The following is a 21,834-nucleotide window of genomic DNA, read 5'->3' as shown; positions in this document are numbered from 1 at the left end:
CTTCACGGGTCTGAAGGGGTATCGGCTCAGGGCCGTTGATCCCTGCGGGCGTAACGCAAACTCTACCCAAGCCCCGGAGAGCGCACGGATGCCGGTGGCCCCCGCTGCCGTGGGAAACACCCGTCCCTGCGATATCGCAAAGAAACGCGATTCCTTCGCTTGCCGTTGAGTGAAATTCCCGTGAATCGGGCGAGAGGCTGGCTAGGCTGACCGCATGGTCAGCCTTACCGCGGATATGAGTCCTCTCCACCCCGATCGCAACCTCGCACTGGAACTCGTGCGGGCGACGGAAGCGGCGGCGATCCGCGCGGTGCCGTTCATCGGCCGCGGCGCCAAGGAGGCGGCCGACGGCGCGGCGGTCGACGCGATGCGTGCCTTCTTCACCACGGTGAACTTCGACGGGACGATCGTCATCGGCGAGGGCGAGAAGGACGAAGCGCCCATGCTCTACAACGGCGAGCGCGTCGGCAACGGCCGCGGTCCGCAGGCAGACGTCGCGGTCGACCCGATCGACGGCACCTCGCTGACGGCCGCGGGGCGCAACAACGCCCTCTCGGTGATCGCGGTCTCGGACCACGGCACCATGCTCGACGCCTCCAGCGTCTTCTACATGGACAAGCTCGTCACCGGACCCGCCGGTGTGGGCGTCGTCGACATCCGCCTGCCGATCGGCGAGAACATCCGCCTGCTCGCGAAGGCCCTCGACAAGCCCGTCGACGAGCTGGTGGTGTCGGTGCTGCACCGCCCGCGTCACGAGCGCCTCATCGAGGAGATCCGCGAGGCAGGGGCGGGCACGCGCCTGATGAGCGACGGCGACGTCGCCGGCGGCATCAACGCCGCCCGTCACAACGCCCGCACCGACATGTGCGTCGGTGTCGGAGGAAGCCCGGAGGGCATCGTCACTGCGTGCGCGATCAAGGCGCTCGGCGGGCACATCCAGGGCCGACTGTGGCCGCGCGACGACGACGAGAAGCAGCGGGGCGTCGACGCCGGTCTGCAGCTCGACGGCTACGTCTACGAGGCGGACGAACTCGTCAAGGGGAACAACACGATCTTCGTGGCGACCGGAGTCACCGACGGCGCCTTGGTCGCGGGCGTCCGCCGCGAAGGCGGATACGTCTACACCGAGAGCGTCGTGCTCCGAGGCGCGTCCGGCACGCTCCGCCGCATCTCGTCGGAGCACCTCGTATCGAAGTGGTTGTGACGCCTCACGCGGTGCCGGTGTGACAGGTGCGGCAGATGATGCGCCTGTGACTGTTTCGTGACCGCCGTCGCGGGGCGACTCTGGCAGAATCGACTGTGGTGTCGATGGCGACACGACGGTGTTCCCGAAGCGAGGAGTTGACGATGTCTGTGCAGTCCGCCGATCCGTCGTCGCCCCAGACGGGCGCACACGCGGTGGTCGCCAACGCGATCGATCCGGCACGCCGACCCGATGTACTGCTGCGGGTGCGGCGCGACGAAGGTCACGAGATCAGCGCCTGGTGGATGGTCGGCGCGTTCGTCGGCGTCTCGGCCGCGGTCATCGTGCTGCTGAGCTTCGTCCCCGGCGGCGCCTGAGTCCGCAGCCCGCGGCCGCGCCGCAGAGCGCAAGCGGCAGCTCGCGCCTCATTCGTTCGGCGCCGCGATGCGCGCGCGCACCTCGCCCAGTTCCGCGGTCACTGCGGCATCCGTGGTCGCCGGCGGAGGGTCGTCGATGCCGGCGAGCGTCTCGTCGAGCAGCTCCGTCGCCGTGAGCCGGCGCGGCGTCTTGTCGATCGTGGCCGGTTCGCTCACCGCGTCGAGCTTGGTCGCGTCGATACCGGGGAATTTGCGCGCGCTCACCAGCACGCGCGTCTCGAGCGATCCCGCGAAACGGTTGTAGCTGTCGACGGTCCGCTCGATCGCGCGGCGCAAGTCGTCGGCGTGCGAGGCGAGCGACCCCAGCCGCTCGTACAGCTGGTTGCCGAGGTCGAAGAGGACCCGCGCCTCCTGCGTCACATCCTGCTGGGTCCACGTGTACGCGACGGTCTTGAGGACGGCCCAGAGGTTCACCGGCGAGGCCAGCGCGACGCGCTTGCCGAACGCGTAGTCGAGCAGCGAGGCGTCCTCTTCGAGCGCGGCCGCGAGCAGCGACTCGCTGGGAAGGAAGCACACCACGAACTCGGGGCTGGAGGACAGGCCGGCCCAATAGGTCTTGCGGGCCAGCGCGTCGACGTGGGCGCGCACCGCCTTGACGTGCTTGTCGAGCAGGGTGCGACGTCGTGCCGCCTCGGCGCCCTGGGCCGTCAGCGGGATCGCACTCGCCTCGAGGAAGGCGTCGAGCGGCACCTTGGCGTCGACGGCGATGGCCTTGTCGCCGGGGAGGCGGATGACCATGTCGGGGCGGCCGGCTCCGGCATCCGTCGTGATCGAGGTCTGCAGATCGAAGTCGACGTGCCGGGTGAGCCCGGCGGCCTCGACGACCCGCCGCAGCTGCGTCTCGCCCCAGACGCCGCGCGTGCTGCCGGAGCGCAGAGCGCTCGCGAGCGACTCGGTGGTGGCGCGCAGTGCCTCGTCGGACTCGTGCGCGCGCCGCAGCTGCTCGGCGAGCGTGCCGAACTGGAGGTGCCGATCCCGTTCGAGGTCGTCGACCTTGGTGTGCATCGCGGCCAGCGTCTCTTGCACGGGGGCGAGGGCGCGCAGCACCGACTGCTCGCGCCGTTCGCGCTCCTCGCGCGCGGCCTGGTCGTGGCGGGCCTGGCTCGCCAGTTCACGGTAGAGCAGCTGCTGGTGCTCGAGCTGGGCCTGGACCCCCTGTCGTGCCGCCTCTGAGCCCGCGAGGCGTGCCGTGAGATCGGCCTGCTCGCGGGCCGCGCGCGACGCTCCGCGTGCGAGTCCCGCCGCCCACCCCGCCACGGCGCCCACGACGATGCAGGCGATCACCACCACACCGATCACGACTGCGTCCATGTCTCCAGAGTGGGGGATGCCTCCGACATGGCGGCCGTGCCGCGCGGCGGCGCGGCCGACGGGGACGAGACGGCCCTAGGCGACGGCGAACGAGATCGCGGGTGCGGCGGCGATCGCGATCTGCGACACACGCACGCCGACGGCCTCTGTGAGGGCTTCGATGTCGGTCGCGCCCACCCGGCGTGCGGCGTCGATCATCACGTGGGCGCAGGCCAGCGCGTCGGCGGTCGCGTTGTGATGGGGGAAGTCGGCGAAGCCGGCCTCTGCGGCGACGAACGGCAGCCGGTACGACTCGAGCCGGTACACCTTGCGCGCGACCTGGAGGCTGCACGCGTAGCGGTAGGCCGGGCAGTCGTCGCCCGTCGCGTCGCACGCGCGCTTGAGCACGGCCATGTCGAAGCCCGCGTTGTGTGCGACGAGGATGTCGTCGCCGGCGAAGGCGACGATGTCGGCGAGCTGCCGGCTCCAGGTGGCGGCGTCGGCGACGTCCTCGGGCTGGATGCCGTGGATGCGCACGTTCAGCTCGAAGAACACGTCGTGCCCCGCCGGCGGGCGGATGAGCCAACCGGTCTTCTCGACGATCCGGCCGTCGCGCACCCGCACGAGACCGACCGCGCAGGCTGACGCGTTGCTGGAGTTCGCCGTCTCGAAGTCGATCGCGGTGAAATCCAGTGGCACGTCCCCAGACTCACCCGGCCTGGGCCGCACCGGCGGAAGGCGCGCCGCACGAGGGCGTCGTCGTAGGGTCGGAGCATGGCCAGTCGCGAGGAGATGTCGCTGTCGTTCGGGTCCGCCGCCGGAGTCTACGAGTCAGGCAGGCCGGACTATCCGCGCGAGGCGGTGGACTGGATGCTGGCGCCCGTGCGCGAGCCCGGACGCGCGCTCCGCGTCGCCGACGTGGGCGCGGGCACCGGCAAGCTGACCCGCACCGTCGTGGAGGCCGGCGCCGAGGTCGTCGCGATCGATCCCGACCCCGACATGCTCGCCGCGCTGCGCGCACACGTGCACGGCGTCCCCACCTTCGTGGGAACGGGCGAGCGGATGCCGCTTCCCGACGCGTCCGTCGACGCGGTGCTGCTCGGACAGGCGTGGCACTGGGTCGAGCCCGTCGCCGCCTCGGCGGAGGTCGGGCGCGTACTGCGCGCCGGTGGAGTCCTCGGGCTCGTCTGGAACATCCGCGACGAGTCCGACCCGTGGGTGGGGCGGCTCACCGCCGCCATGCATGGCAGCCACGCCGAGGAGATGCTGTCGGGCGAGGGCCCGCAGGTCGCCGCGCCCTTCGACGTACTCGAGGCGCGGTCGTGGCACTGGACCCGCTCACTCACGCGGGCGGCACTGCTGGACATGGTGGCATCGCGAAGCTACGTCATCACCGCCTCCGACGCCGACCGGAGCGCGATCCTCACCGCAGTGGGCCTGCTGTTCGACGAGCGCCGCATCACGGACGCCACCGGCACCGAGGTCGTCGACCTGCCGTACGTCACGCACGCGTACCGCGGCATCCGTCGCTGAGGCATCGCGCCGGGCGCGGCGCTCGAAGCGTCGACGCGCAGGCCGCTAGGTGCGCACCGCGCCGACGACGTGCCACGGACCGCTGCGGCCGCGGTACCGCGGTTCGAAGCCGCGTCGGCGCAGCACGTCGACCATCGCATCCGGGGCGTGGGCGAAGGCGCGGTACGGATTCCCCGTGAGCGCGTACACGGCGTTGATCGTGCGAGCCGCCAGACGGGCGAAGAGGCTGTGCGTCGGGTGGCTGAACACCACGGCGCGCCTTCCGCGTCCGGCCGCGGCGCCGAGCAGCCGTTCGTAGTCCGGGTAGCAGCAGACGACACGATGCAGCACCACGATGTCGGCCGGCTCGACGGCCTCGGGGGCGCCGGCGAGGTCGACCCCCAGCGTCCTCGTCACGCGAGCGCGCAACCCCGCCTCGTCGAGGAGTCGCGCGGCTTCGGGCTCGTACGCGGACGAGAGCTCGACATTGGTGGTGTGCGACGCGCCCCGCTTGAGCGCCTCGAGCTGGATATCGCCGATGCCACCGCCGATCTCGAGCAGCGACGCACCGTCGAGACCCAGCGAGTCGGCGAACTCGAGCACCAGCCGCGCGCTCGGCGTGAGCCCCTCGCGCCGGTACCGCTGCGCGAGGCGGCGCGCGAACCGGGCGTTGAACTCGCGATCGAATCCGTCCGGTGCGTGCGGCGCACAGCACTCGTCCACGGGTTCAGTATCGCGGCGCGCCGGTGCTCGGGCAACGGCCTGATGCGGTGGCGCATCGACCCCGACTGACGCCCGGCAGGAGCGCAGCGGCGCGGGCCTCCCGCACGCGTCAACGTAGACTGGATGCCCGTGGCTCTCACCATCGGAATCGTCGGTCTCCCGAACGTCGGCAAGTCGACCCTCTTCAACGCCCTGACCAAGAACCAGGTGCTCGCGGCGAACTACCCGTTCGCGACGATCGAGCCCAACATCGGCGTCGTCAACCTGCCCGACCCGCGACTCGACACGCTGGCGGAGATCTTCCACTCCGAGCGCATCCTGCCCGCCGCGGTGTCGTTTGTCGACATCGCCGGCATCGTGCGCGGCGCTTCGGAAGGCGAGGGGCTGGGCAACAAGTTCCTCGCGAACATCCGGGAGGCGGACGCGATCGCCCAGGTGGTGCGCGGCTTCGACGACGACGACGTCGTCCACGTCGAGGGCGCGGTCAACCCCAAGAGCGACATGGAGACGATCAACGCCGAGCTGCAGCTCGCCGACCTCGAGACGCTCGACCGCGCGATCACGCGGTACGAGAAGGAGGTCAAGGGCCGCAAGCTCGACCCGTCGGTGCTCGCCACCGCCGTCGAGGCGAAGGACGCCCTCGAGCGCGGCGTGCTGCTGTCGGCGTCGGGCATCGACCTCGCGCCGATCAAGGAGCTGGGCCTCTTGACGGCGAAGCCGTTCATCTTCGTCTTCAACGTCGACGAGGCGGTGCTGACGGATGCCGCGCGCAAGGCCGAGCTCGAGGCCCTGGTCGCGCCGGCCCATGCCGTGTTCCTGGACGCGAAGATCGAGTCCGAGCTCATCGATCTCGACCCCGAGGACGCCGCCGAGCTGCTCGCCTCGACCGGCCAGGACGAGTCCGGTCTCGACCAGCTCGCCCGCATCGGCTTCGACACGCTCGGGCTGCAGACCTACCTCACGGCGGGCCCGAAAGAAGCCCGGGCCTGGACGATCGGCAAGGGCTGGAAGGCACCGCAGGCCGCCGGCGTGATCCACACCGACTTCGAGAAGGGCTTCATCAAGGCCGAGGTCATCTCGTTCGACGATCTCGTGGCGACCGGATCGATCGTCGAGGCGCGTGCGAAGGGCAAGGCCCGTCTCGAGGGCAAGGACTACGTCATGCAGGACGGCGACGTCGTCGAGTTCCGGTTCAACGTCTGACGCCCCCACCGCGTCCGGCCGGGCGCGGGCTACTCCCCAAACGTGCACGCGAGAGGACCCAGAAACCTTGGCTGAAACCCAGATCTTCGAGCCCGACGGCCGCGCGATCCCGTACGTCGACGAACGAGCCGACGGCCCGGCGCTCGTGCTCATCCCCGGGCGCGGCTTGAACATCAGCTACCTCGGCCCGCTGACGCATGCCCTCGCGGAAGAGGACTTCCACGTCGTCCGCATCGGCCCCCGTCATCCGCGTGCTGCCGCCGACCAGGTGGTCTCGATGCACGACCTGGCGCAGGACGTCGTCGACGTGATGGAGCACCTCGGACTGGCGAGCGCCTGGGTCGGCGGTCACGCCTTCGGCGGCTCCGTCGCGCGGGCGGTGTCGCTCGATCATCCGGGACGCGTCAACGGCGTGCTGCTGCTCGGGGTCGAGGGTGCGGTGGCGACCGATGAGCTGAGCTCGGACGTGTCGGAGATCCCGGCGCAGGCGCGCGACGCCGAGGTCGAGTCGATGCAGCGGGCGGCGCTGGAGGCGACGCCCGAGCTCGAATGGTCCTCTCTGGCGCCGGCCGTGCCGGTGCTGGTCGTGCAGGGCACCGAGGACCGCATGACCCCTCCGTCGAACGGCGAAGAGCTGCAGGCGTCCGCGCCCGATCGGGTGAGCGTCACGCGCGTCGAGGGAGCCGGGCACCTGTTCCCGGTGACCCACGTCGGTGCGACCGCGTGGCCCATCGAGGACTACCTCGACTGGGACTGAGCCGTTCCGCAGCGCGCTCGCGCCGGCAGACGGCGGCGCGGCCGCAGTCGTGGTTCCGCCAGAGCGTCGTGCTAGCGGCCCTGACGCTTCTTGAACGGCTTCGGCTGCCCCTTCACGGCCGGAGCCCGACCCTTGCCCTTCGAGGCCTTCGCCTTGCCGCCGGCGGGCACCTTCGGCTTCGGCGCGGCGGCGGGGGCCTCGGCGATCCGGCGCTTCGCCTCCTCGAGCAGCAGCACCCCCGCCGGCGTCAGGGTCCAGGTGGGCTTGCTGCGGGTGACGAGCGGGTGGCCGACCTCCGCCTCGAGCTTGTCGATCGACGAGTACAGAGACGCGAGCGGGATGCCGAGGCGATCGGCAGCACGCGGGAAGTGCAGGTCTTCGGCGACGACGGTGACGAACCGTTCCAGGTGAGTGATGTTCACAGCGAGCCTTCCGTTGCCTGCGCCTTCAGGATACGGGGGTGCCGGCATCCGGACCGCCGCCGGGCGGACGTCCGACTGCTGCCAAACGTGCACGTGATCCGGCCAGCAGTGCGGCAGGCGGCGCGGATCCGCGGGCGGCCGCGCGGAGGTCGGCGACAATCGGAGACGACCCGCTCGCAGCCCCGCCGGCTCGACCGATGAAAGGAGCACCATGATCACCATCCACCTGCGCTACGAGATCGACCCCGACAAGCTCGAGGAGTTCACGCAGTACGGCCGCGAGTGGATCCGGCTGGTCAACGGGCTCGGCGGCACCCACCACGGCTACTTCCTGCCCAGCGAGGGGGACAGCGACGAGGCCTTCGCGCTGTTCACGTTCCCGTCGATGGCGGACTACGAGGCCTATCGCATCGCCTCCCGCACCGATCCGGAATGCCTGGCGGCCTTCCAGTTCGCGCGCGACACGCAGTGCATCCGCCGCTACGAGCGACGCTTCCAGACCCCGGTCTTCGGCTGACCGCCGGGCGGTGGCCTCACCTCACGCTCGCGAGCGCCGCGAGACGTGCCCGTCCGGCGGCGATGTTCTGCTTCAGGCGGTCGCGCGCCGCGAGGACGGACGGATCGCCGGCGAGGTCGGCAGGGATGCGGGCAGGGTTGAGCGTCGTGGCGTTCGACCACTCCCGCAGGTCGGTCTCCCTCGTCATCGCGAGCGACGCATCGCCGCCGATCACCTGCATCGTCGTCCAGTCCGTGGGCGTGTTCGCGTGCGGCGACGGCCTGCACACGCGGTTCTTCTCGTCGTCGTCGTCGCGCGTGGCCTCGACGTAGCCGGCGAGCGCGGCCCCGAAGCACGGGAACCCCACCCGGACCGGCTGCGGGGTGATCGCCTCCGCGGTCCAGATCGACCGCAGACCCGGGTACTTGAGGCCCTCGGCCGCGCAGTGCACCACGAGCGTGTCGGCGGGGACCCGCACGTCGCCGTCGGCGAAGCGCAGGCGTCCTGGACCGATGGCGCGCAGGTGACCGCGGCGGACGACGTCGTCGATCGTCCGGACGAGGTCGAGCTCCCACGTCGCGAGAGTGGGGGTCTTGGCCATCGTCGGCGTCACCGTCGCGTCGATGCGGAGCATGATCCCGGCATCCTCCATCCGGAGGAACACGTCGTCGGGGCTGGTGGCTTCCGCCGCGGCGGCCATCGTGTCGGCGGCCATGCCCAGGAAGACCGCGGGATCCGGCTGCACGACGGCGCGGTTGAGCAGCCACGCATCGCGCGGTCGCACCCAGGTGATCTCGTTCGGTGACACGCCGTTCTGCAGCAGCCACACGCACGTGTCGGTGGCGGTCTTGCCCGCCCCGACGATGACGTAGCGCTCGGGGGCATGCGAGATCCGGACCAGGTCGTTCACGGCGATGACGTGGGCGCCATCCGCGACGGCGAACGGCGGGGGCGTGAGGAAGGGGATGTCGGGCGACAGGTACGCGGCATCCACCACCCGAGCCCGGGGCGCGCGGAATCGCCGTCCGCTCAGCAGCGATGCGAACCTGCGCTCTCCCAGGTACTCGGAGCGCCCGTGGAACACGACCTGCCCGGTCCCCGTGAGACGGGTCAGGACGCGGGCGTAGTACTCCGTGACCTCGGCTGCGCGCGCTCGTTCGTGCAGCCCGCGCTCGGGGCCATCGGACTGCACACGTCCGCCGCCCAGCAGTGTCGATGCGACCCCGTAGAAGGCCGAGGCCTGATGCAGCCGCACGAACCCGTAGGCATCGAGCCAGTGGCCGCCCGCGCCGTGGCGACGGTCGACGATCGCCACCGAGACGTCGGCGTGGGCGGTGAGGGCATCCACGAACGCCATTCCCATCGCTCCCGCGCCGACCACCAGGTAGTCGACGTCGACGATCTCCTCCATGCGCTCATCAGAGCAGTGGAGGTGATCGGCGTCAATGGGCGGTCCCCGCGCTACACCGGCCGGGGCCCAGGGGCAAGAGCGACGGCGAAGTCGCCTGACGCACCGACAATGGGCAGGTGAGCGACGACGAGGGTCAGGGGACGGCGGCGCCATACGCGTCCACGTCCGTCGAGCGTCTTCCGCACCCGGAACCCCACCGGGCCGTCGTCCTCGTCGTGGGGGTGGTCGCGACGGTCGCCTTCGTGGTGCTGCGCTTCGTCGTGGCGCTCGGGGGGCACGAACCGCTCCCGGCCGACCTGTGGTGGCACGACGTCATGCTGGCGACCCTCGGTGAGGTCGGCATCATCGCGGCATGGGTGCCCGCCGTCGTCGGCGGCACGATCGGAGTCATCGTGATCGGCATCCTCCTCGTGGCGATCTTCGTGTGGCAGAGAAGACGATGGGATGCCGTGACGCTCGCGAGCGCCATCCTCGTGGTCGTCGCGATCGGCGCGCCCATGGCCGCCGTCATCGCGCGCGTGAGGCCCGCGGACTCGCTCGCCGAGAGCGTCGCCACGTCGTTCCCCTCCGGTCATACCGCCGTCGCGACGACGATGGCGGTCACCCTCGGGCTGCTGCTGCGGCGCTGGTACGTATGGCTCCTCGGCGCGTTCTGGGTGCTCTACATGATGTGGAGCCGGACCTATCTGCACGCGCACTGGCTGAGCGACGTCATCGCCGGAATGCTGGAGGGCGTCGCTGTGGCGACGCTGGTGTGGAGTGCCGTCCAGGCCTACCGGATCCGGCGGGCGACGTCGGCGTCGCGCGTGGCGGTGTGATGCCTGGATCCCGCCCGATTGCAACCCCCTCCGTCGGGTGCCGGCACCTGGATACGCTTCGGCCATGACCACTGCCAAGAACGCGGCGCGCACCGCGACGGAATCACCCGTCTTCCGCACGATCGCCCGCATCGGCTACTTCGTGCTCGGCGTGCTGCACATCGTGATCGGCGTCATCGCGATCTCGGTCGCGATGGGCGGCGGGGGCGAGGCGGACCAGGGTGGGGCGATGGAGACGATCCGGGATTCTCCTGCCGGCACGGTGCTCCTCTGGGCGATCGTGGTCGGGCTCGTGGCGCTCGCCGCGTGGCAGATCGCGGAGGCCTTTCTTGCGCGGGACGCCGACGCCAAGAAGAAGTGGGGTCATCGGGTGAAGTTCGCCGGCACCGCGGTGGTCTACCTCGCGATCGCCTTCACTGCGCTCGTGTACGCGCTGGGCGGCCAGTCCGACTCCTCGCAGTCGTCGCAGAGCCTCAGCGCGCAGCTGATAGCCAGTACCGGCGGCCTGATCCTGCTCGTGCTGATCGGACTCATCGTGCTCGCCATCGGCATCGCCTTCGTCGTCCGCGGGTTCACCCAGGCCTTCGAGAAGAACCTGGATCTTCCGGCCGGTGCCGTCCGCACGGGGGTCGTGACGTTCGGCGTCGTGGGTTATGTCGCGAAGGGCGTCGCGGTCGCCGTCACCGGAGCGCTCTTCGTCGTGGCGGCATTCACTCACGACCCGGAGAAGGCCGGGGGACTGGATGGCGCCCTCCATACGCTTGCCGAGCTGCCGTTCGGGCCGCTGATCCTCTGGGTGGTTGCGGCGGGGCTGATCATCTACGGCCTGTTCTGCTTCGCGCGTGCCCGCTATGCGCGGATGTGAGCGACTCCGCCGCAGCGCCCTCTCGCTCTCAGCCGCTCTTCGGCCGCCCGTCTTCTGACGCCGCGACGCTCGGGCGGCCCCACTGCGCGTCATCCAGCGCCGATGTCGCGGCACGGCGCCCCTCGGCGATGAGGCGCGGCACGTCGGACATCGTCCACTGCGCCATGCCTTCCATCTCGGGCTGGACGAGCACGACCGACGGGTCCTCGACGAGTTCCGTCGTGCGGGTGACGGTGCGCATCATTCGCACGTTCTCCCACTTCGCGTGCAGTCGCACCACGATGACGCGGGACGCGCCGAGCGCGCGGGCGGCCGCGACCGGCACGTTGTCGATCATCCCGCCGTCGGCCAGCAGCTCGCGGCCCCGACGTACCGGCGGGAGCAGGCCCGGGACGGCGACCGTCGCCCGCAGCGCGAGGCTCAGCGGACCACTGTCGAGGATCACGCCGCGCCGGGTGCGGAGGTCGGTGGCGAACGCCGCGAAGCGACGCGGCAGATTCTCGATGAGGGGGTCCGTGCCGAGTGTCCGCGAGACGGCGTCGACGATGGCGGTCGTGTCGAGCAGGCCCCACCGCGGAGCCAGCGACCAGCGTGCGATCGCGCCCCAGCGGAATCCCCGTGTGGCGCGGTCGAGGGCGTCCAGCTCGACGCCGGCGCCGTAGGCGGCGCCGACCAGGGCGCCCGAGCTGGTTCCCGTGACGATCCCCGGCTGGATGCCTCGCTCGGCCAGGACCTGCAGGACGCCCACGTGCGCGGCGCCGAAAGCGCCGCCGCCGCCGAGCACGAGCCCGAGATCAGGGTCGTCGCCCACGTGGTCCTCCACTCGTCGTGCGCAGCCAAGCTAGCACCGCGCAGATGGGTGGCGACTGTGGATGCGCGCGATCTCGCGGTGGCCTTCGATCCGCGATCAGGCGGGACGGATGCCGAGCTCGTTGTCCGAGCCGCGCGCCGCCGCCTGCGAGGGGCTCGGGTCGAGCATCGATCGCGCCAGCAGCGCCGCACCTGCCACGGCGGCGGGCATCGTGGCCACGGCGCCGAGCGGCACCAGGAACGTGAGCTGCGTGGCGACGCCGAAGCCCAGCACGCGAGCGCGGTGGCGGCGCATCAGCTGCCGCCGCGCAGGCCGGGCCATGCCCCGCGCCGTGAAAGCCCGTGACGTCAGCTCGTCGGCCACCAGCCAACCGGTGAGGGTCACGCCGAACACGGCGCTCAGCGCGCCGCCCACCACCGGCACGAGCCCGATGAGCGCGGCGAGGAGGGCGACCCCCAGCCCGCGGCCGATGAGCGACAGCCCGTCGGCGACCGAGCGCCAGAATCCGTAGCGGGCATCGGGAGGGGCGGCTCCGGCATCCGTCTCCACGGCCCTCCAGATGCGCTCGTAGAACGGGTCGCCGACGAGCAGCGTGACGGCGGTGAACGTGACGACGACCAGCACGAGCGCCGCCCCGAGAAGCGCCGTGCCGACGGCGATGCGGAAGACCGTCGCCCACAGGCTGGGCCAGCCGTCGGCGAAGGGCGTCATGGCGTCCGTGAGCCCGGGCAGCGAGGCGCTGAGTGCGATCAGGCCCGCCAGGAACAGGGCGCCGACGATCGCGGCGGGCAACAGCCCCAGCATCATGAGGCCGGGACGGCGCCGCCACGTGGCGAAGCCACGGCCCAGGAGGGCCACCCCTCTGACGAAGTCGCGCATCGGCCTCAGCCTACGGTCGAATCTCGGCATCCCTCGCGGCGAAGCCCTCGATGCCTTGTGCGGGGCCGACAGGTATCGGCGGCCGGGCGATCAGTGCGAGGGCGCGGTCGCGTGCGTGACGGATGCGAGCACGTCCTCGAGGAACGTCGCGACGATCCGCGCGTCGCCGGATGTGAGTTTCGCAGCGATCGAGCGCAGCCGCATCGTGAGCGGATCCAGGTGGTCGAGGTCGATGTCACTGTCGAGCGGCCGCACGAGCTTCTTGCGGCGGTCATGAGGGTGACCGTGCACGACCACGAGTCCGCGGGCCACCAGGCGATCGATGAGAGCAGTCCCGGAGGCGGGCGACAGATGCAGCGCGCGCGCGATCCTTCCGGGCGTGACCTCTTCGGAATCTCGGCGCTCAAGCAGATACCGCATCGCGGCGCGATCGGTCTCGGTCATCCCGCTCTGCTGTTCGCGCTGGCGATTGAGCTTCGCCTCGGCAAGACGGAGATGCTCGAGGATGCCGGCGACATCAGGTCGGCTGCCCTCCGTCGATGCGGATGCCCCCGTGTGATCTACCACGACCTGGCCCCTCTCTGCCCTGTGCGTCACCGCGGCGCAGGGAACCTATTGCACCATGAAATTCACGTGAATGAAACACTCGATGGCAGAACTCTCATCGTCGAATAGTTCGATGACGAACTATTATGGAGCGCAGGCCTTCGGAAGGAACAGCACCATGGCTGAACTGATCTACGGTGCCGAGGGCGATCCGGTCCACATGCCGGAGCATCTCCTCGCACACGTCAAACTCGTCGTCGCTACCAAGCTGCGCCGCAACGAGAGCTTCATGCTGACCTGGCGACACCCCGACGGCAGTGGCCGTTCGTCAGTGTGGCTGGAGCCGTCCATCCCGCTGCGCTTCGTGTTCGAGACGATCGAAGAACCGGCGATCGATCACGCTCTCCTCGCGAGCCTGGCGGCCGCCGCCAGTTCCAACGGCGGACTCGTCCTCGACCTCGCGGACGTCCGTCTGCTCGGGGCGTCGGGCGAGGGCCCGCCCCCGCAGCCGCGGGAACGACCGGAGGTGGCGCAGCCCGCCGCCTGACCGCGTTCGCCTCGTCGGACTGCCTTCGGAAAGGGCACGCGGACGGCTCGCAGGTCCGCTGTCAACCCCTTTGCCCTGGATGCCGCGAGGCCGCATCCTCAGAGCGCAGGAGGATGACGATGCCGGAACCCATCGCCGACGAGGACGTCGTGCAGAGGCCGACGCCGGACGAGCCATCGGCGCCGGAGTCGTCCCGCGCAACCGGGCCGAGCGAGCGCTCGGCGCGCGGCGACGCCGCCGAGCGGCGCCGTGAGCGCCCCTGGCTCGAGCACCCCTGGTGGGGACCCATGCCGGCGGACAGGCATGAGTGAGAGCGCAGAGGCGAACATGCGCGACGACGTCCACCAGCTCGTGCTGACCCCTCTCGCCGATCGCGCGTGGCGGCTGCGCGACCAGGCGATCGACCGCGGCGATCCGTCCAGCCTGGTCGCATATGTGGAGCTGCGCGACGACGGCATCTACGAAGCCGTCTGGGTGTCGGTCGGCTGCGGCACCGCCCGGTTCGCGTCGCTGGAGATGCTCTTCCTCGCCGCCGTGCAGATGCTGGAGCAGTGCCGCAGTCTCGGCGCGCTCAAGCCCGATCCGATCCCGCACCGCCCGCCCGCGCACGCGTGAGGCCATCGTCGTGTCGGCGGCCGGTGGCAGGATGGGGCCATGCCTGAGTCGCCAGAGGTCGAGGCTCTCGCGCGGTTCCTCGCCGACGAGGCATCCGGTCGTGAGATCCGCGCCGTCGATGTGCTGGAGTTCCGCACGGTCAAGACGCGCAACGCGCCGCCCGCCGGCATCGCCGGACGCAGCATCACCGGTGCGGTGCGTCATGGCAAGCATGTCGAACTCCTCCTCGAGGAGAAGAGTCTCGTGGTGTCGCTCGGCCGTCACGGGTGGATGCGCTGGCTCCGCACAGACTCAGAGGGCGCCGACCTGCCGGCCGAGGCGCCGCCGGCCCTCGCCACGCTCGATCTGTCGGGCGACGTCTCGCTGCAGGTGACGGATGCCGGATCCTGGGTGTCACTCGGCCTGTTCGTTGTCGACCGCGCCGACGAGGTCCCCGCGATCGCGAAGCTCGGCCCCGATCCGGCTGACCCCGCCTTCACCCGCGCCCAGTTCGACGCTGCACTCGGCGGGCGCCGGAAGCAGGTCAAGGCCATCCTCCAAGAGCAGGAGTCGCTCGCGGGCATCGGCAATGCCTACTCCGACGAGATCCTCCATGTCGCCCGCCAGTCGCCGGTGACGCACGCCGCGGCCCTCGACGCGGCGGCGACCGATCGCCTGTTCGAGGCGACGGTGACGACGGTCCGAGACGCCATCGCCGCTCGGAGCGGAGTGCCGATCGACCAGTTGAAGGCGCAGAAGGTCGCCGCCATGCGCGTGCACGGGCGCAGCGGTGAAGCATGCCCGGTCTGCGGCGACACGATCCTCGATCTCACGTTCTCCGGCACGGCCGCGCAGTACTGCCCCACCTGTCAGAACGGCGGAGCGCCGCTCTGACATCGCGCCGCGGAGCGCCCTCGTGGTCCGCGGACCTGGGTAGCATGGACGGCATGACGACTTCGCAGCAGCCGGCCCCTGTCACGCTCGCGCCGGTTCCCGACGACAAGAACCTCCTCACCGTCGTCGACTCCGCGGGCTCGTGCTGCGGCGGCGGCAGCTGCAGCATCGACTGACCTGACGCTCCCGAACACCGCGACGCGCCGTCGATGACCGACGAACAGCTCCAGATCACGCCGCGCGTGGGTCGCATCCTCATGTCGGAGGAGGCGATCTACGGACTGATCCTGGTCTCGGGCATGATCGTCGTCAGCGGATCCTCGACCGGCACGGCCGTCGACGCCCTGATCACCGTCGGTGTCACGGTGGTCGTGTTCTTCGCCGCCCACGTCTTCGCCGGCACGCTCGGTCGCCTGGCCGCCACGGACGGGAAGGCCGGGCTGCGCGCAAGCCTTCGCGCCTCTGCCCATCAATCGGGCGGCATGCTCCTCGCCGCGGTGCCTCCGCTCATCATCCTGCTCCTCGGAGCGACACGGGTGATCGACGACAGCCTCGCCCTCTGGGTGGCGCTCATCGTCAACACCGTGCTCCTCGGAGCACTGGGGTGGATCGCCGTGGCGCGCTGGAGCACACACTGGCTGCCGCGCATCGTCAGCGCCGTGGTCACCGCCGCGTTCGGCGGAGTGCTCATCCTGCTGAAGGCGGTCATCCACCACTGACGCGCGCAGCGTCGCCCGGTGATCGCAACGCCGCGATGAGCTCCGAGGTGAGCCCCGGCACGTCGTCGACCGGAACGGCCAGAGCAAGCAGCGCCCGGCTGAAGAAGTTGCGCGCGGCCGCGGCGAGAGTGATGTCGACGATCTCGCGGTCCGTGAACCCCACCTCGCGCAGGCGGCCGGAGTCGGCGTCTGTCATGGCCGCGGCATCCGTCGACAGCTTCTCGGAGTAGGCGACCACGGCACGGTCTCGCTCGTCGAGGTCGGCCCCGACGCCGTCGCGCGCGAGCTGCGCCAGCTGGTCCTCGTCGAACAGGCCGGCACGCAGACTCCTGCGCCCGTGCGCGAGGAGGCAGTGCTCCGAGCCGATCGCGCGCGCCGCGCCGAGCGTAGCGAGTTCGTAGGTGCGCAGGCCGATCGACGGCACGATCGCCCGTATCAGGGTCTCGAAGGCCTGGTGCGCCTCGGGGTTCACCGCCATCGCCCGGGTGTATGCGAAGACGAAGCCGTCGCCGCTCAGGTCGCTGTCGTACATGTCGGCGACATGGCCGGCGGCGCCGTCGAGGTCTGGAGTGCTGACGATCATTGTCGGGCCTTCCCGTCGGATTCGGGCGCAACCAGAATGGCGGACGCCCCACCCCCTGTCGAGGGGTGGGGCGTCCGCCTGATACCGGGAACGGCGCGGCTGCGCGATCAGTGCCCCATGGGCGCGCCCATCGGCTGGTCGGCCGGCTTGCGGATGAGGAATGCGCCGACGAGCAGCGGCAGCGACAGGAACGCGGCGGTGAGGAACGCGGCGTGCGTTCCGGCCGCGCCCGCGGCGATCTCATCGGCACCCGACGATGTCGCGCCGGCGGTCGCTGCGGCCATCACGCCGAACATCAGCGCGATGCCGGCGGCACCCGCGACCTGCTGCACGGTGCCGACGACCGCCGAGCCGTACGAGTAGAACTTCGGCTGCAGCGACGCGAGCGACGCCGTGAAGAGCGGCGTGAACGACAGCGCCAGGCCGATCGACAGCACCGTCTGCGCCACCGCGACCAGCCACACCGGCGTCGCGGAGCCGAAGCTCGTGTAGAACCACAGCATCGCGCTCGTGATCACGGCGCCGGGCACCAGCAGCACCGTCGTGCCCCAGCGGTCGTAGATGCGACCGATGAACGGGCCGGCGAGACCCATCGCGATCGCTCCCGGCAGCACCACGAGGCCCGTGGTGAGCGGGTCGACCTGCAACACGTCCTGGACGTAGAGCGGAACCACGGTGATGGCGCCGAAGAACGCCATCGACATGATCGCCATCTGGCCGATCGACAGCGAGAAGTTCGCGCTGCGGAACACGCGCAGGTCGAGCAGCGCGTCGTCCTTGCGCTGCAGCACGAGCTGGCGCCAGCCGAACAGGCCCAGCGCGACGACGCCCACCGACAGCGACACGACGAGCGTCGTGGTCGAGGCGGCGCTCGCGGCCGCGGCATCCGCTCCAGTGCCGTGACCACCGGCGCCCAGCTGGCTGAGACCGAAGACCAGGCCACCGAAGCCGAGCGCCGAGAGGATGACCGAGAGGATGTCGATGCGAGCGTGCGTCGTCTCGCCGAGGTTGTGGATCCAGCGCGCACCGACGACGAGGGCGACGATCGCGATGGGCAGCACGATGCCGAAGATCCAGCGCCACTCGAAGTTGTTGAGGATGGCGCCCGCGAGGGTCGGGCCGATCGCCGGAGCGAGCGAGATCACGATGCTGACGCGGCCCATCATGCGGCCGCGGATGGCCGCCGGCACGACGGTCATGAGGGTCGTCATGAGCAGCGGCATCATGATGGCGGTGCCCGACGCCTGCACGACGCGCGCGACGAGCAGCATCGGGAAGCCCGGCGACAGGAACGCGAGGAGCGTTCCCGTCGAGAACAGCCCCATCGCGGCGACGAACATCGTTCGCGTGGTGAATCGGCGCAGCAGGAAGCCGGTGATCGGGATGACCACGGCCATGGTCAGCATGAAGGCGGTCGTCAGCCACTGAGCGGCCAGCGCCGTGATGCCGAGGTCGGTGATGAGGTGCGGGATCGCGACGCCCATCGTGGTCTCGTTGAGGATCGCGACGAATGCGGCGGCGAGGAGCAGCCAGATGACGCGGCTCTCACGGGGACCGAGCTTGGGTGTGGCGCCCGGCGCGGTGGCGCGGGGGACAGCGGAGATGCTGCCCGTTCCGGGGGTCGTATCGATGGCGGCCATAGGTCGTCTCCTCGAGGCTCGGATGGACAGCGAAGTGCCACCCGAGGATGGCAAGCTCTCACCATAACCTCAGGTTCCGACATCCCATTCCCGATTCAGGGAACGTCAGCCGGCGTCGGGGCGACCGTTCGGATCAGCTGCCGGAGCGCCGCGGCTCCGTGTCGTCCCACCGCTCCGAGCCGATCGCGTCGGTCGGCTCGGCCTCGGGTTCGCGGTCCTCGAGGTTCTTCGGGAGCGGGTTGACGATCTCCTCGTGCGGGATGGCCTTGAGGGCGTCGATCTCCTCGCGCAGCTCGGCGAGGTCGCTGCCGTCGTGTTCGGGGGCGTCGGGAGTCGAGGTCATGGCACGAGCCTAGCGTCGGCGGCGCTCATTAGGCTGGCCATGTGAGCATGCGCGGCGGTGGGGGCGGAGGCGGGGGCGGGCACCCCGGCTTCCGGCCGGTCGACACCGACGCGCAGCGGCGGGCGAACGCCGAGGCGCCGGAGATCCCCGATCTGGGCAAGCGGGTCGTCGGGCTCTTCCGGCCGTACAAGTGGTCGATCGTGATCACCGGCTTCCTGGTCGTCGCGGGGGCGGGCATCGCCGTCATCCCGCCGCTGCTGGTGCAGCGGGTGTTCGACGACGCGCTGTTCCCGCTGGACGGATCGGCGCCCGACCTCGGGCTGCTGTGGAAGCTCGTGGTCGCCATGATCGCGCTGTTCCTGCTCTCGGCGGGGCTCGGGGTGGTCCAGACCTGGCTCACGTCCACCGTCGGCAACCGCGTTACGGGCGATCTGCGCGTGACGCTGTTCGACCACCTGCAGTCGATGGAGCTCGGCTTCTTCACCCGCACCAAGACCGGCGTCATCCAGTCGCGCCTGCAGAACGACGTGGGCGGCGTCTCCGGCGTGCTGACGAACACCGTGACGAGCATCCTCGGCAACACCGTCACGGTCGTCGCCTCGCTCGTCGCCATGATCCTCATCGACTGGCGGCTGACCATCATCGCCGTCGTCCTCATGCCCTTCCTGGTGCTCGTGCAGCGCCGCGTCGGCCAGGTGCGGGCGCGCATCGCCGGCGAGACGCAGGAGTCGCTGTCGGAGCTGACGGCGATCACGCAGGAGACCCTGAGCGTCTCGGGCATCCTGCTGTCGAAGTCGTTCAACCGGCAGCGCACCGAGGCGACGCGCTACGCCGACGAGAACCTCAACCAGGTGCGCCTGCAGGTGCGGCGCGCGATGAGCGGCCAGGGCTTCTTCGCGGTCGTGCAGGTCATCATGGCGAGCGTCCCCGCGATCATCTACCTCGTCTCGGGGTATCTGATCGGCGGCGGCAGCGATGCCATCACCGCCGGCACGATCGTCGCGTTCACCACCGTGCAGGCGCGGCTGCTCATGCCGCTCATGGGCCTGATGCGCGTCTCGCTCGACCTGCAGACCTCGTCGGCGCTGTTCGCGCGCATCTTCGAGTACCTCGACCTGGTGCCGGCGATCCGCGACGATCCCGACGCCATCGACGTCGCGGACGCGCCGGGCCCGCTCGGCCGCATCGAGTTCCGCGACGTCGTGTTCCGCTACCCGGATGCCGCCGCCGACAGCCGCGCGACGCTGCGCGGCGTCTCCTTCGTGGCGGAGCCCGGCCAGCACGTCGCCTTCGTGGGCCCGTCGGGCGCCGGCAAGACGACCGTGCTCTATCTGACGCCGCGCCTGTACGAGGCATCCGGCGGGTCCGTGCTCTTCGCCGGAGAGGACGTGCGCCGCCTCCAGCAGGAGTCGATCGTCGACAATGTGGGCATCGTGTCGCAGGAGACCTACCTGTTCCATGCCACCATCCGCGAGAACCTCCGCTACGCGAAGCCGGACGCGACGGATGCCGAGCTCGAGGCGGCCTGCCGCGCGGCCAACATCCATCACGTCATCGAGCGATTCGAGAACGGCTACGACACGGTCGTCGGCGAGCGCGGCTACCGGCTGTCGGGCGGCGAGAAGCAGCGCATCGCCATCGCGCGCGTGCTGCTGAAGGATCCGCCCGTGCTGCTCCTCGACGAGGCCACGTCGGCGCTCGACACCGTGTCGGAGCGCGTCGTGCAGGAGGCGCTCGACGCCGCGGCCCGCGGCCGCACCACGCTGTCGATCGCCCACAGGCTGTCGACGGTGATCGCCGCCGACGTGATCCACGTGGTCGAGGCGGGGCGCATCGTCGAGTCGGGCACGCATGCGTCGCTGCTCGCCGCCGGCGGGCTCTACACCGAACTCGCGGCGCAACAGCTCGCGACGACCAAGATCCTCGAGGCGGAGGACGCCGAGCCGCCGGCGGACCACCCCGACCGCCGGGCCGACATCGCTCCGGACCTCGCCGTGGTCACGCCCGACGAGGTGCTCGCGTCCGGCCGGGCCGTCATCCGCGACGCGGACTGGCCGGAGGACTGAGGCCGGGTCCTCAGGCCGAGGTCACCACAGACGGGCTGCGGCGACGGCGGTCGCGGCCGGTTGCGGCAGTTCCGCACCGTCCGTGCGCGCCCAGAGCGCGCGCGCGAAGGCGCCGAGGTCGCGCCGATAGGCGTCGTCGACGTGGTCGCGCGCCAGGTCGACGAGGGGCGGCAGATCCATCGTGAGAATGAGCCGCACACGGGATGCCGCCGCCCGCGTCTGGCCGGCGGCATCCAGCACCGCGATGCCACCCGTCAGTGCGTCGAGGTAGTCGCGGAGCACCGGCAGCTCGCCCTTGTGCTGCGTGATGGACGAGCCGTCCGCCCGCTCGCGCCACTCGACGACGACGTCGGGGATGACGTCGAAGGCGCGCGCACGCGTGTACATCTGCTGCGCGACGACCTGGTCCTCGTAGGCCTTGCCGACGGGGAACCGCAGCCCGGTGCGGTGCCAGAGGTCGGTGCGGCTCACCTTCGACCACGCCACGATGTTGCCGGATGCCTCGGGGTGCTCGTCGAGCGTCGTCCCGAGACGCGTCGGGTCGGTGGCGGCCGCGACCCACGGCTGCACGATGCCGGCGGTGTAGGACCCCGCGGTGTCGGGGCGCAGCCGCACGTACGCACCGAGCGCGAAGTCGCTGCCGCTGGCGGTGAGGGTGCCGACGAGCCGCTCGAGCGCACGAGGCGTCAGGCGGTCGTCGGCGTCGAGGAAGCCGACGAACGGCGTGCGCACCAGCTCGAGCCCGCTGTTGCGCGCGGCGCCGAGGCCGCGCTGCGCCGGGTGGTGCACCACGCGGAACCGGTCGTCGTCCGCGGCCGCGGCGTCGAACAGGGCGCCGGTCTCATCGGTCGACGCGTCGTCGACGAGGATCGCCGTCCAGTCGGTCCGCGTCTGGGCACGCAGCGAGTCCAGCGCCTCGCCGGCGTAGGCCGCCACGTCGTAGCCGGGCACGATCACGGTCACGGCGGGGGTCACGTCCTGATCCTACGGTCGCCCGGGGGCACCGGGACCCGTCGTGCGGGCATTCGCGCCGCGGGGTGCGGAGGGATGCGGCGGTTCGAGGGCCGTCGGACCCTCTGCATTTCGCCATTGAAC

The 21,834-nt window shown here is 70.8% G+C and carries 27 protein-coding genes; 15 read left to right on the top strand and 12 right to left on the bottom strand.

From position 1 onward, the window contains the following. The first annotated feature begins 214 nt into the window (after window positions 1–214). Entirely contained in the window at window positions 215–1,204 is a 990-nt protein-coding gene (glpX, locus tag MRBLMI12_RS00300; protein ID WP_308869542.1) for a class II fructose-bisphosphatase, read from the top strand. A 143-nt stretch (window positions 1,205–1,347) separates the two neighbouring features. Further along, window positions 1,348–1,560 (top strand): UDP-N-acetylmuramyl pentapeptide phosphotransferase, encoded by a 213-nt coding sequence (locus MRBLMI12_RS00295; protein ID WP_349427920.1) that lies wholly within the window; start codon window positions 1,348–1,350, stop codon window positions 1,558–1,560. A 48-nt stretch (window positions 1,561–1,608) separates the two neighbouring features. On the opposite strand, the gene MRBLMI12_RS00290 is transcribed toward MRBLMI12_RS00295, so the two are convergent. Next, window positions 1,609–2,931, bottom strand: coding sequence for a DNA recombination protein RmuC (locus MRBLMI12_RS00290; protein WP_363352906.1), 1,323 nt, complete (start codon window positions 2,929–2,931; stop codon window positions 1,609–1,611). A 75-nt stretch (window positions 2,932–3,006) separates the two neighbouring features. Further along, a complete protein-coding gene (locus MRBLMI12_RS00285; RefSeq protein WP_349427918.1) occupies window positions 3,007–3,609 on the bottom strand; it encodes a 3'-5' exonuclease in 603 nt (200 codons plus the stop codon). Between the two features lie 75 nt (window positions 3,610–3,684). On the opposite strand from MRBLMI12_RS00285, the gene MRBLMI12_RS00280 reads away from it, so the two are divergent. After that, complete coding sequence (locus MRBLMI12_RS00280) at window positions 3,685–4,443, top strand: class I SAM-dependent methyltransferase (RefSeq protein WP_363352904.1); 759 nt, start codon at window positions 3,685–3,687, stop codon at window positions 4,441–4,443. Between the two features lie 45 nt (window positions 4,444–4,488). Here MRBLMI12_RS00280 and MRBLMI12_RS00275 read toward each other — a convergent pair whose 3' ends face one another. Beyond that, window positions 4,489–5,145, bottom strand: a complete 657-nt coding sequence (locus MRBLMI12_RS00275; protein ID WP_349427916.1) for an SAM-dependent methyltransferase — start codon at window positions 5,143–5,145, stop codon at window positions 4,489–4,491. A 129-nt stretch (window positions 5,146–5,274) separates the two neighbouring features. Between MRBLMI12_RS00275 and ychF the strand changes: the two genes are divergently transcribed. Together ychF and MRBLMI12_RS00265 are read left to right on the top strand one after the other, a co-directional pair. Next, window positions 5,275–6,348: a redox-regulated ATPase YchF gene (gene ychF / locus MRBLMI12_RS00270; RefSeq protein WP_349427915.1), complete on the top strand. Its 1,074-nt coding sequence runs from the start codon at window positions 5,275–5,277 to the stop codon at window positions 6,346–6,348. A gap of 67 nt (window positions 6,349–6,415) precedes the next feature. Continuing rightward, a complete protein-coding gene (locus MRBLMI12_RS00265) occupies window positions 6,416–7,105 on the top strand; it encodes an alpha/beta fold hydrolase (protein WP_349427914.1) in 690 nt (229 codons plus the stop codon). A 71-nt stretch (window positions 7,106–7,176) separates the two neighbouring features. Here MRBLMI12_RS00265 and MRBLMI12_RS00260 read toward each other — a convergent pair whose 3' ends face one another. Continuing rightward, entirely contained in the window at window positions 7,177–7,527 is a 351-nt protein-coding gene (locus tag MRBLMI12_RS00260; RefSeq protein ID WP_349427913.1) for a LysR family transcriptional regulator, read from the bottom strand. Between the two features lie 211 nt (window positions 7,528–7,738). On the opposite strand from MRBLMI12_RS00260, the gene MRBLMI12_RS00255 reads away from it, so the two are divergent. Then, a complete protein-coding gene (locus MRBLMI12_RS00255) occupies window positions 7,739–8,044 on the top strand; it encodes an NIPSNAP family protein (protein ID WP_349427912.1) in 306 nt (101 codons plus the stop codon). 16 nt (window positions 8,045–8,060) lie between these two features. Here the strand turns inward: MRBLMI12_RS00255 and MRBLMI12_RS00250 are convergent, their stop codons facing one another. After that, window positions 8,061–9,434, bottom strand: coding sequence for an NAD(P)-binding protein (locus tag MRBLMI12_RS00250; RefSeq protein ID WP_363352901.1), 1,374 nt, complete (start codon window positions 9,432–9,434; stop codon window positions 8,061–8,063). Window positions 9,435–9,550: 116 nt separating this feature from the next. Here MRBLMI12_RS00250 and MRBLMI12_RS00245 point away from each other — a divergent pair, with 116 nt between their 5' ends. Next, window positions 9,551–10,252, top strand: coding sequence for a phosphatase PAP2 family protein (locus tag MRBLMI12_RS00245; protein ID WP_363352899.1), 702 nt, complete (start codon window positions 9,551–9,553; stop codon window positions 10,250–10,252). A 64-nt stretch (window positions 10,253–10,316) separates the two neighbouring features. Further along, window positions 10,317–11,117, top strand: a complete 801-nt coding sequence (locus tag MRBLMI12_RS00240; RefSeq protein WP_363352897.1) for a DUF1206 domain-containing protein — start codon at window positions 10,317–10,319, stop codon at window positions 11,115–11,117. A 28-nt stretch (window positions 11,118–11,145) separates the two neighbouring features. Here MRBLMI12_RS00240 and MRBLMI12_RS00235 read toward each other — a convergent pair whose 3' ends face one another. From MRBLMI12_RS00235 to MRBLMI12_RS00225, 3 genes are all read right to left on the bottom strand, one after another. Next, window positions 11,146–11,928 carry a patatin-like phospholipase family protein gene (locus MRBLMI12_RS00235; protein ID WP_363352895.1) on the bottom strand — a complete coding sequence of 261 codons (783 nt, stop codon included), beginning with the start codon at window positions 11,926–11,928 and terminating at the stop codon, window positions 11,146–11,148. Between the two features lie 96 nt (window positions 11,929–12,024). After that, on the bottom strand, window positions 12,025–12,807 hold the full coding sequence (locus MRBLMI12_RS00230; RefSeq protein WP_363352893.1) for an EI24 domain-containing protein: 783 nt from the start codon (window positions 12,805–12,807) through the stop codon (window positions 12,025–12,027). 90 nt (window positions 12,808–12,897) lie between these two features. After that, the gene (locus MRBLMI12_RS00225; protein WP_363352891.1) at window positions 12,898–13,374 is read right to left on the bottom strand and encodes a MarR family winged helix-turn-helix transcriptional regulator; all 477 of its coding nucleotides are present in this window, start codon (window positions 13,372–13,374) and stop codon (window positions 12,898–12,900) included. A 157-nt stretch (window positions 13,375–13,531) separates the two neighbouring features. On the opposite strand from MRBLMI12_RS00225, the gene MRBLMI12_RS00220 reads away from it, so the two are divergent. The 6 genes from MRBLMI12_RS00220 to MRBLMI12_RS00195 all read left to right on the top strand — a co-directional run bounded on the left by MRBLMI12_RS00220 (window position 13,532) and on the right by MRBLMI12_RS00195 (window position 16,107). Further along, window positions 13,532–13,900, top strand: a complete 369-nt coding sequence (locus MRBLMI12_RS00220; RefSeq protein ID WP_363352889.1) for a hypothetical protein — start codon at window positions 13,532–13,534, stop codon at window positions 13,898–13,900. Between the two features lie 119 nt (window positions 13,901–14,019). Next, window positions 14,020–14,211 carry a hypothetical protein gene (locus tag MRBLMI12_RS00215; protein ID WP_349427904.1) on the top strand — a complete coding sequence of 64 codons (192 nt, stop codon included), beginning with the start codon at window positions 14,020–14,022 and terminating at the stop codon, window positions 14,209–14,211. Continuing rightward, window positions 14,204–14,515 (top strand): hypothetical protein, encoded by a 312-nt coding sequence (locus MRBLMI12_RS00210; protein WP_363352887.1) that lies wholly within the window; start codon window positions 14,204–14,206, stop codon window positions 14,513–14,515. Before MRBLMI12_RS00215 ends, MRBLMI12_RS00210 begins: the two co-directional genes overlap by 8 nt. A gap of 39 nt (window positions 14,516–14,554) precedes the next feature. Then, window positions 14,555–15,388 (top strand): DNA-formamidopyrimidine glycosylase family protein, encoded by an 834-nt coding sequence (locus MRBLMI12_RS00205; protein ID WP_363352885.1) that lies wholly within the window; start codon window positions 14,555–14,557, stop codon window positions 15,386–15,388. A gap of 53 nt (window positions 15,389–15,441) precedes the next feature. Beyond that, window positions 15,442–15,564, top strand: coding sequence for a hypothetical protein (locus tag MRBLMI12_RS00200; RefSeq protein ID WP_363352883.1), 123 nt, complete (start codon window positions 15,442–15,444; stop codon window positions 15,562–15,564). Between the two features lie 33 nt (window positions 15,565–15,597). Next, window positions 15,598–16,107, top strand: coding sequence for a hypothetical protein (locus MRBLMI12_RS00195; RefSeq protein ID WP_349427900.1), 510 nt, complete (start codon window positions 15,598–15,600; stop codon window positions 16,105–16,107). Here the strand turns inward: MRBLMI12_RS00195 and MRBLMI12_RS00190 are convergent. From MRBLMI12_RS00190 to MRBLMI12_RS00180, 3 genes are all read right to left on the bottom strand, one after another. After that, window positions 16,094–16,690, bottom strand: coding sequence for a carboxymuconolactone decarboxylase family protein (locus MRBLMI12_RS00190; RefSeq protein ID WP_363352881.1), 597 nt, complete (start codon window positions 16,688–16,690; stop codon window positions 16,094–16,096). The two genes, MRBLMI12_RS00195 and MRBLMI12_RS00190, sit on opposite strands and share 14 nt — an antisense overlap. 107 nt (window positions 16,691–16,797) lie before the next feature. Beyond that, window positions 16,798–18,330 carry a DHA2 family efflux MFS transporter permease subunit gene (locus MRBLMI12_RS00185; protein WP_363352879.1) on the bottom strand — a complete coding sequence of 511 codons (1,533 nt, stop codon included), beginning with the start codon at window positions 18,328–18,330 and terminating at the stop codon, window positions 16,798–16,800. A 133-nt stretch (window positions 18,331–18,463) separates the two neighbouring features. Then, entirely contained in the window at window positions 18,464–18,673 is a 210-nt protein-coding gene (locus MRBLMI12_RS00180) for a hypothetical protein (RefSeq protein WP_308869513.1), read from the bottom strand. 47 nt (window positions 18,674–18,720) lie between these two features. Between MRBLMI12_RS00180 and MRBLMI12_RS00175 the strand changes: the two genes are divergently transcribed. Beyond that, window positions 18,721–20,739, top strand: a complete 2,019-nt coding sequence (locus tag MRBLMI12_RS00175) for an ABC transporter ATP-binding protein (RefSeq protein ID WP_363355684.1) — start codon at window positions 18,721–18,723, stop codon at window positions 20,737–20,739. A 21-nt stretch (window positions 20,740–20,760) separates the two neighbouring features. Here MRBLMI12_RS00175 and MRBLMI12_RS00170 read toward each other — a convergent pair whose 3' ends face one another. Next, complete coding sequence (locus MRBLMI12_RS00170) at window positions 20,761–21,714, bottom strand: glycosyltransferase family 2 protein (protein WP_363352877.1); 954 nt, start codon at window positions 21,712–21,714, stop codon at window positions 20,761–20,763. Window positions 21,715–21,834: the final 120 nt, after the last annotated feature.

Source organism: Microbacterium sp. LMI12-1-1.1, assembly GCF_040676455.1.
Taxonomy (GTDB): Bacteria; Actinomycetota; Actinomycetes; order Actinomycetales; family Microbacteriaceae; genus Microbacterium.
Note: the sequence above shows the minus strand (reverse complement) of the source record. Positions and strands in the feature narration are given on the sequence as shown.